Genomic DNA, 8,904 nt, shown 5'->3' with positions numbered 1-8,904 from the left:
GCGGCGTCTGCCTGTCCTCCGCATCGGCACGCCGCGCGCTAGGGAGTCCGGCGCCGCCCTTTTCGCTGCCCTGTCGGCAGGAGATCCTGTCGGCGCCCTTGCTCCGGGTGTTCTCGTCGCCGGTCGGGAGGGTGTATGGGGTTCTTGCGCTGGGGCCTGGCGTCGGCATTGTGTGTTGCACTGGGCGCCGTCGCCGTGGCGCGGCCGGCTGCGCCGCGCATCGACGGCGTGGACGTCGAACGTGTGCCCGCGCTCGAGGCCGGCGCGCGCCTGAACTTCAGCGTCTTCGGCACCCCGGGCGGCAGCGTGGTATTGCGCATCGCCGGCGTGCCGCGGGACGTCGTGTTGCAGGAACTGCAGCCGGGCGTGTATGACGGCAGCTTGGTGATCGAGCCGGAGGACCGTATCAGCGCCGATGCGCAGGTCGTCGCCACGCTGCAGCTCCACGGCCAAGTCGCGCGCTCCGCGCTGCAAGAGCCGCTGGTGCTGGGCGCCGAGCGGGTCGCGGCACAGGAGCAGGCGCCCTTCCCGGCGCCACGGCCTGCGCCGCTTCCGGCGCCCTTGCCGACGCCTCTGCCGGCACCGGTCGAAGCGCCAGCACGCGCGCCGCTCCAACCGCCGATGCATGCGCCCCTGCCGCCACCGGCTCCCGCGATGTGCGAACGCTGCGCCATCGTCGAATCCATTCGTGCGGTGGACGGCCCCCGCGACACGCTGCCGAACACGCCCGGCCGGGCCCTGATCACGCACCTGTTCGGCGAACAGGGCGAAGCCCAGGTCGCCCGTTGGTTCGGCAACGTCGGCCGTGCGTTCAGCGGCCGTCCGGCGCCGTCCGGCACCGCGTGGGAAGTGCAACTGCGCCTGCCCAGCGGCGAACACGTGGATCGGCGCTACGACACGCAGCCGCCGTTCCGGGTCGGCGACATGCTGGTGCTCGGCAGCACGCGCTCCGGTGAGGCGATCCGGTCGGCACCATGACACCTGTGACCGGAGTGATGCTGCAGCCGCCGGCGCAGCAGGCCCGGCCGACGCCGGCGCAGCCAGGCCTGCCGACCCCGGCGCGCGCCGGGTGGCGGGGGCCGGCGCTGGCCTCTGTGCTGCCATCGGTGCTGGAGGCGCTGCTGCTGGTGGCGGTGATCGCCGCGCTGTGGCCGGCGTTCGAACGCATCGCCGGCTTCGGCACCGGCCGCGCGCAGCGCTTCGCGACGCAGGGCATCGAGGTCGCCGGTCTGCCGCCGCCGGCGCTGCCGGCCGTCTGCGCGGCCGTCGGCGCGGCAGCCGATGCCGTGCTGCAGGAGCGGCTGTGCGGCGCGGCCGTATCGCGCCACGCCACGCCGGCCACGCTGGCCGTGGCGCCGCCGCCGGCGCTGCAGCAGGCCGTCGAGCGCACGCTGCGCGCCTTCGCCGCACCGGTGGCCGACGCCCAGGCGCGCCTGAACCGCCTGCGCCAGCAGCAGCAGGAAGGCATCGGCGAGTTGCGGGCCGTGGCCGATGCGATCGCCGCGATCGAGGCCGAACTGCAGCCCTACCTCGAACGCTTCGCGCTGGAGCGCGGCGAGTTGGCCGGGCCGCTGCCGCTGCACTGCGCCTGGTCCTGGCTGGTCGCCGGCCAAGCGTTGCCGGACAGTGCGCAGAACGACGGCGCGGCGCGCGGCAACGCGCTGTTGCTGTTCGCGGCCGCGCTCGACGGGCGCACGCTGGGCGCCGCACTGGCCTCGCCCGCGCGCTTGCCGGCACGCCTGCCCGCCGGGCCCCTGGCGTCCGGCGCCTGCCCGGCGGCCGGTGACGCCGCCCTCGCCGCCACGGCCACGCTGATGGCCGATGCCCGCCAGTCGCTGTCGCGCGCGCAGAAGAACGAAGCGATGCAGGCGCTGTTGCGCAGCGCCGGCTGGCAGTGGGCCGGCGCGATGGCGCTGGGCTACGGGCTGCTGCTGTGGAGCCGGCGTTCACCGTCGCCGGCCGCGGGCGTCGGTGTGTCGCTGCTGGCCTGGGCGGTGGCCGCGTGGCTGGCGCGCGTGCCGTGGCCGCTGGCCGGGGCGCGCGCCTTCGAACCGGCGCGCCTGGAGCTCGGCGCGTTCGGCCGGCCCGCCGGCTTCGTGCTGGTGTTGATCGCCGCCGGGCTGGGCCTGCTGGCGCTGGCCGGCTGGCGCCGCGGCGGCGCGGCCGGCAGCACACGCGCCAGCCCCACGCAGGCCATGAGTTCACGGCTTGGTTATGGCGGGCTCGCGCTGGCCACCGGGCTGGGCTGGGTGCTGCTGCTGGAGCTGTCGGCCCAGGGCCATCCGGTGAACCGCTACCTGGCGCTGTACCACCAGGGGCATCTGTGGCTGGGCTTGCTGGTGTTCTCGCTGCTGCTGTTCGTGCGCCAGCCACTGGCACGCGGCCTGGCGCGCGGGCTGTGGATCGTCGGCGAGCAGGCGCGCCGCGCGCAGGCGCGGCTGGGCGCGGGCCTGTCGTTCGCGCTGCTGGGGCTGCTGGCGCTGGCGGCACTGGCCGGCGTCGGCGCGCTGCTGACGAACATGCGGCAGCTGACCTCCGAACTCGGCCGCATCTGGCTGATCGTCGGCGCCGCCTGGTTCTTCTTCCTGCGCGCCGGGCCGATGACGATGCGGCTGGCCGCGCCCGGCGCCGTGGCCGCGCCAATTATTCGTTATGCCTGGCCGCTGCTGTTCATCGTCGGCCTGCTGGTTGGCGCGATGATCGTCACGCACGACATGGGGCCGCTGCTGATCGCCGGCTACGGCGCCGGCGCTTTTGTCGCCGCGGCGGTGGCGATGGGCTGGCACCAGCGCGGCGCCTCGGCGCTTGCCGCCTTCGCGCTGGCGCTGGGCCTGTTCGTCGCCTGGATCGTCGCCGTCACCGCGGCGCTGTTCCAGCTGGGCGCCGTCGATGCGGTCACCGCGGCGCGGCTGGAGAGCCTGGCGGCGCCGCTGGCCTCGACCAACGACCAGCTGGCGCTGGTCTCGTGGTTCCAGCGCGCCGCGCCGCCGCAGGGCTTCGGCCTCGGCGCGGTGCCGTGGTGCGGCCATGCGCCGGCCGCGCAGTGCAGCGGCGTGCCGGCCCAGGTGCACAGCGACTACACCTTCACCGCCATCGTCGGCGTGTACGGTGCCGCGGCCGCCTGGGCCGCGGCGCTGGGCAGCGCGCTGTGGCTGCACCGGCTGATCCGCCACCACGGCCGCGTCACACGCGGCGAACCGCGTCTGCTGGCCACTGCCGCCGGCCGGCTGGCCCACGACGGCCAGGCGCTGCTGAGCTGGATCGCTGTCGGCTGGGTGGTGCTGACGACCTGCCAGCTGGCCGTCACCGTGGCCGGCAACCTGGCGGTGCTGCCGCTGACCGGCGTGACTTTTCCCTTCGTCAGCTTCGGCATGACCTCGCTGGCGGTGAACCTGGCCTTCCTGGCGCTGTGCCTGAACGTCGATGTGCCGCCGGAGCGACGCCATGGCTGAAGCCGCGCCGCGCTCGCTGCTGGACTTCGCGATCACCGCCAGCGCCGCCGTGCTGCCGGTGATGCTGGCCGTGCTGCTGCTGGTGGCGGTGGTACGCCCGGCCGATGATGCGCGCGCGGCCCTGGGCGGCCGGCAGCCGGCCGATCGGTATGCCAGCGTGCGCCATGTCGCGGCGCTGAAGACCTTCGAATCGGCCGTGGTGCCGCGCACGGCGCTGCCACCGGCTGGGCCCGGCCTGTCCACCACGCCCGCCACGCCCACCGCGGCCGATGTCGCCGCGGCGCTGCCGGCCTGCGCGCGCGAGTGGCGCGACACCGACATCGCCGCGCAGCTGGCCGCCTTCGACGCGGCCTTGTCGCGCTTCAGCAGCCGCAGCAATGCGCGCGTGGTGCAGGCCGTGGGCCTGGATGCCGCGCGCTGGTTCAGCGCCGCGCAGGCCGGCCTGGCCGCGGCGATCGAAACGCCGCTGTACCCGGGCCAGCGCTTCCGCCTCGGCTGCGCCGATCTCGCCGCGGCCCTCGCGGCGCTGTCACGCGCCGACGGGCGGCTGCTCGAGGCGCTGGCCTGGCGCGGCACCGTTACCGCGTCGACGCTGGCGCGCTGGGCGCCGCAGCAGCAGATGGCGGTCGACGCCCGCCATGTGATGCGGCGCAATCCGTGGAACGGCATCGCCGGCTGCATCTACCTCGGTTCGGCAGACGCCGGCGCCGGCCCCGCTCATTTCATCGCCCGGGCCACCACCGCGCAGGCCCGGTTGTGCGCGCTGCCGGCGATGGCGGGAACGGCCTCCCCCGCCGCGGCCGTCGACACCGCAACCGCTGTCGACACCACGGCTGTCATCAACGCTGCGGCCGCTGTCGACAGCGCGGCGCTTGCCAGCGCCGCCAGCGCGCCGAGCGCACTGCCCGGCGAACCCGGCCCGGACATCGCCGTCGACGACGCCCGCTGGCGCGTGCCGCCGTCGCTGTTCACGATGCTCGAGCCGCTGGAAGCGCTGCGCCAGCCGTCGCGGCCCTTGTACCGCCTGTACACCGAGGCCAGCGAGGCCGGCCCGGCGGACGCTGCACCGTCGAGTTATCGCCACGGCCCGAATCGGCTGGTCTTCGAGGGCTCCGACATCGATGTCGGTTTCTCGCTGCGGCTGACCATCGACCCCGCGCTGCAGGCCCGGGCGCAGCAGATCGCCGCCTGCTACACCGGTCGCCACGATGTCTGCCGCGCGCTCGGCGTGCACCGGGCCGAAGATGCCGGAAAGCCGCTGGGCCACGCGCTGCTGGAAGGCGCGATGGTGCGGCTGGCCGCGGTGGCGGTGATCGACGTCGCCAGCGGCCGCATCGAAGCGCTGGCTGGCGCGCTGTCGCGCTGCGCGCGTCAGGAGGTCGACGGCCCCGGGCGTGACGCGCAGTGCGATGCGCGGCTGCCGTATGCCGTGCGCTATCGCCCCGATGCGCTGCTGAACCCCGCCGTCTACCACGACGCGATGCCGGCCTCGACGATCAAGCCCATCATGGCCGCGGCCTTTCTCAGCGACGCCGACAACGGCAAGCGCTGGCTGGCCACCGAGCGCGCGGCGATGAACCGTGCCGGCGCGCCGGCGCGCGACAGCCTGCGCGGCCAGCTGATGCGCTCCGATTCGGCCCGCTTCCTCGACCGCATGCTGTGCATCGACAACGGCGCGCAACCCTGTCGCCGACCCTGGGATGTGCAGGCGATGGCGCAGACACTGGGCTGGAACGCCGCCTGCAGCACGCCCGCCGGTGCGGCCGGCCTTGCGGCGGCCGCCGGTGCCGACTGCGGCCGCCACGACCTGCTGTTCGGCCGCGCGGTCAACGCCACCGCCGAAGCCGGCCAGGTGCAGCCGCTGGCCACCCGCGTGGCCTACGGGCGGCTGATGAGCGAGCCGGTAGCCAGCCGGCTCGGCGCGGCGATGCACCTGCGCCCACCCAGCGCGCTGGACACCGGCATCCTGCGCCGCTGTGCCGCCGGCGCCGATGGCACACGCGGCAGCGACGACGATTGGGAAAAGTGCCGCGGCGGCGCGGTGGTCGATGTCGTCGCCGAAGGCTGGGGCCAGGGCCACGCGCGCGCCAGCGCGCTCGGTGTCGCCGGCATGGTGGCCACGCTGGCCGCCGCGGCCAATGGCCAGGCCGCCGTGCGCCGCCCCTACCTGGTGGAAGGGCTGCAGGGCGTCGGCGGCAGCACGCTGCAGCCGGCCGTGGCGCGCTGGGGCCTGGCGGCGCCGCAGCCGCTGGCGCTGTCGCAGGACGCGGCGGAGGTGATCCTCAGCGGCCTGTCGTACAGCCACCGCGAAGGCACCGCACGCAGCGCCTGCGAGCAGGTGTTCGACGCGCGCCGCTGCCGCGGCATCGATTGGCTGGCCGGCAAGACCGGCACGCCGAGCTTCCCGAGCGACGGCATCCCGCTGGCCGAACTGGCCACGCTGTGCCGCGGCACACCGCCGCCCGAGCGCGCCGCGGCCTGCGGTGCATTGCGGCCCTACAAGTGGTACGTCGCGGCCTACCGCGCCGATGGCAGCGGCCACGGCCCGTGGACCAAGGTGATCGCGGTGCTCGCCGAACGCAACTGGCTGCGCAAGAGCGGCATCGTGCATGGCGCCGGCGACCGCGGCCCGAACCCGGCGGCCGAGATCGCCTTGCAGATCGCCGGCCGGCAGGTCGGTGCGCTCAGCGCATCGCCCGGCGCCAGCATCAACGGCAGCAGCCCATGAAGACATCAGCAGCCCGGACACAACCGACACGGCACCGCCCCGCTGCGCTGCCGGCGCCGCACGTCTGGACCTTCGACGGCCCGTTCGAGACCTGCCTGGCCGAGCTGGAAGACACGCTGCGCCGCGCCATCGTCGGCATCGGCGATGTGTCGCGCATTGCGCTGCAGATCGATTTGTCGCTGCCGGCGCTGCGCACGCGCGTGGCCGCCGGCGATGCCCTGCAGCCGGCCTGGCGCGATTTTCTGGCCCGGCTGGCGGCTTATGGCCTGCCTGCCGCGCCGCAGCTGCGCCGCCTGCGCACGCCGGGGCCGCTGGCGACGCTGGTGCTGGCCTACCGCAAGTGATTCAGAGGAGTCGTGATGTCGCTCAAGAAATGGGTTATCGACCGGGTGCCGAGGCCGCGCCGCGTGAAGGCTTTGCTGTCGCGTGCCGACCTGCCGCCGCGCGACACCGGCTTCGAGCCGTCCTACGGCCCGGCCGACGACCCCGGCTATGACAGCCGCTTGAACATCCAGCCGGACAAGCGCTCATCGGCCAGCCGCCGCGCCGAACCCTCGCTGGCCGCGGCCGAGCACCTGGGCGCCTACGGCACGCTGATCAGCACGATCCGCGACGAGCTGGAGCACTTCATCGTCAGCCAGCTGCAGCTGCACCTGGCCATCGCCGACCGCGACCGTTTCGTGCTGACCTCGATTGCCGTGCACTGCGGCAGCAGCGCTTCGCAGGATCGGCTGGGTCACTTCATGCAGGAATTCAAGCCCGAGCAGGTCAAGCGTTATCTGGTGCGCGAGGTCATCGCCGGCCTGCCCAATGCGGCGGCGATCGACCTGTCGCAGTTCGCCGGACTGGTCGACGCCGACGCCGCGGCCGAACAGGCCACCGAGGAAGACAGCGACGACTACAGCGACCTGCTGGCCCAGCTGGACGGACCGCCCCCGCCAGGCGACGGCCCGGCCTACGAGGTGCGGCTGGTCGGACGCTGGAGCGAGCTCGACGCCGCGAGCCCCATGGCCGCAGCGGCCGCGCCGCGGGCCGCAACAGGCCCGGTGCCGGTGACACCGCTGGCCGGGCAGCGCATCGAGTTCGAGCTGGAGGACGCCGACGGGCGGCGCAGCGTCGTGCTGCCCTCGGTGGTGCCGGGCCGGCGCTACATCGTCGGCAAGGACGAAGGCTGCGACATCGTCGTGCGCGGCACCTACACCAGCCGGCGCCATGCCGAGTTGTGGCTGGAACGCGGCAGCTGGCGGGTCGGCGATGCCGGCTCGACCAACGGCCTGCGCATCGAGCCCGCCGGCGGCGATGACGACGCGTCGGCGCCGCTGCGGCTGATCGAGGGTGCGCGGCTGGTGCTGTCGGCGCGCAGCGACGGCCCGGCCGCCGACTGCCCGTGGCTCGCGCTGCGCGCCGCACCCGGTCGCGCCACGCAGGCAGCGGCACGTGTGACGCCTATTGCACCCATGGCCCCTATGGCACCCATGGCACCGGTTGCATCGCCAACGCCAGCGCCCTCGCCGCGCACGCCGCTGACGGCAGTGCGCGGCACGCCGCCCACGCCGCTGGTGATCAGCACCAGCCAGTCCGGCACGCCGCAGGTGCTGGCCCTGACGCTGCAGCAACTGCCGCTGGGCATCGGCCGTTCGCGCCGGCAGGCGCTGGTCATCCACCGCCGCTTCGATGCGGTGTCGGGCCATCACCTCGACATCCTCGACATCGACGCCGAGGGCGCCGACGTGCAGGTGCATGGCGACAACGGCGTGCTGCTCGAAGGCCGGCACCACGCCGCCGGCACGCGGCTGCGCTGGCCCGTCGGGCAGACGCTGCTGCTGGGCGCGGCTGCCGACGAGCCCGACGCCTGCACGCTGCTGCTGCGGCCCGCGGCGCCGGCCTGACACCGCAGCGGAAAGCCACCATGTCCGGCAGCACACCGATCACGCCGCTCGAACCGATGCCACCAAGCCATGCCGACAGCGCGCCGGCCGGCGCCGCACCGGCAGCCAGCGGCCAATGCACCAGTGCGTGGGCGCGCATCGACTACGCGGTGGCCACCGCCTGCGGGCTGCGCCATCGCCTTAACGAGGACGCCCACAGCCCGCCCGCGCTGGCCGGCCGGCTGTTCGTCGTCGCCGATGGTGTGGGCGGCGGCGCGCTGGCACGCACCGCGAGCCGGCTGCTGGTCGCCCGGCTGCACCGCGCGCTGGACGGGCACATGCTCGATGCCGGCCGCATCAGCCGCGCGGTGCTGGACGCCGACCGCGCCATCGCGCGCCACCTGGCGCGCCGTGGCGCAGCGCCCGGCGCCGCCACCGTGGCCTTGTGCGCGCCGGCCAACCGACTGGCGACGAACTGGTGGATCGCCTGGGTCGGTGATTGCCGCGTCTACCGCATCGCGCCGGCGCTGGCCGGGCGCGAAGGCCGCGCCGAAGCGCTGACGCGCGACGACAGCTTCCGCGCCTGGGGCGAGTGGCCGCCCGAAGGCAGCACGCCGGACGATCCGGCGCGCATGGTCGGCAACGGCGCCACGAGCGGCGCCAACGTCGTGACCTGCACGCTGGCCGCCGGCGAACTGCTGGCGCTGTGCAGCGACGGCGTGCACAAGCATGTCGATGAGCCGGCGTTCGGCCAGGAGCTCGGCGCACCGGGGCCGCTGGCGCAGCGCTGCGAGGCGCTGCTGGCGCTGGCCCGCCGCAACGGCAGCACCGACGACGCCACGGTGATGCTGCTGCG

Annotated in this window: 6 protein-coding genes; all 6 read left to right on the top strand. The window is 74.7% G+C overall.

Going from position 1 to position 8,904, the window contains the following annotated elements; genetic code table 11:
* Positions 1-135 precede the first annotated feature (135 nt).
* Positions 136-978, top strand: coding sequence for a hypothetical protein (locus VLK61_RS28735; RefSeq protein ID WP_325426535.1), 843 nt, complete (start codon positions 136-138; stop codon positions 976-978).
* The gene (locus VLK61_RS28730; RefSeq protein WP_325426533.1) at positions 975-3,452 is read left to right on the top strand and encodes an FtsW/RodA/SpoVE family cell cycle protein; all 2,478 of its coding nucleotides are present in this window, start codon (positions 975-977) and stop codon (positions 3,450-3,452) included. The genes VLK61_RS28735 and VLK61_RS28730 overlap by 4 nt, the downstream gene beginning before the upstream one ends.
* Positions 3,445-6,180 carry a hypothetical protein gene (locus VLK61_RS28725; RefSeq protein WP_325426531.1) on the top strand — a complete coding sequence of 912 codons (2,736 nt, stop codon included), beginning with the start codon at positions 3,445-3,447 and terminating at the stop codon, positions 6,178-6,180. The genes VLK61_RS28730 and VLK61_RS28725 overlap by 8 nt, the downstream gene beginning before the upstream one ends.
* Positions 6,177-6,524, top strand: a complete 348-nt coding sequence (locus VLK61_RS28720; protein ID WP_325426529.1) for a hypothetical protein — start codon at positions 6,177-6,179, stop codon at positions 6,522-6,524. The genes VLK61_RS28725 and VLK61_RS28720 overlap by 4 nt, the downstream gene beginning before the upstream one ends.
* Positions 6,525-6,539: 15 nt before the next feature.
* A complete protein-coding gene (locus VLK61_RS28715) occupies positions 6,540-8,069 on the top strand; it encodes an FHA domain-containing protein (protein WP_325426527.1) in 1,530 nt (509 codons plus the stop codon).
* 20 nt (positions 8,070-8,089) lie between these two features.
* Positions 8,090-8,904, top strand: an 815-nt coding sequence (locus VLK61_RS28710) for a PP2C family protein-serine/threonine phosphatase (RefSeq protein WP_325426525.1), incomplete at its 3' end; no start/stop codon positions are given.

Source organism: Aquabacterium sp., from assembly GCF_035476535.1.
In the GTDB taxonomy this organism is placed as follows: Bacteria; Pseudomonadota; Gammaproteobacteria; order Burkholderiales; family Burkholderiaceae_C; genus Pseudaquabacterium.
Note: the sequence above shows the minus strand (reverse complement) of the source record. Positions and strands in the feature narration are given on the sequence as shown.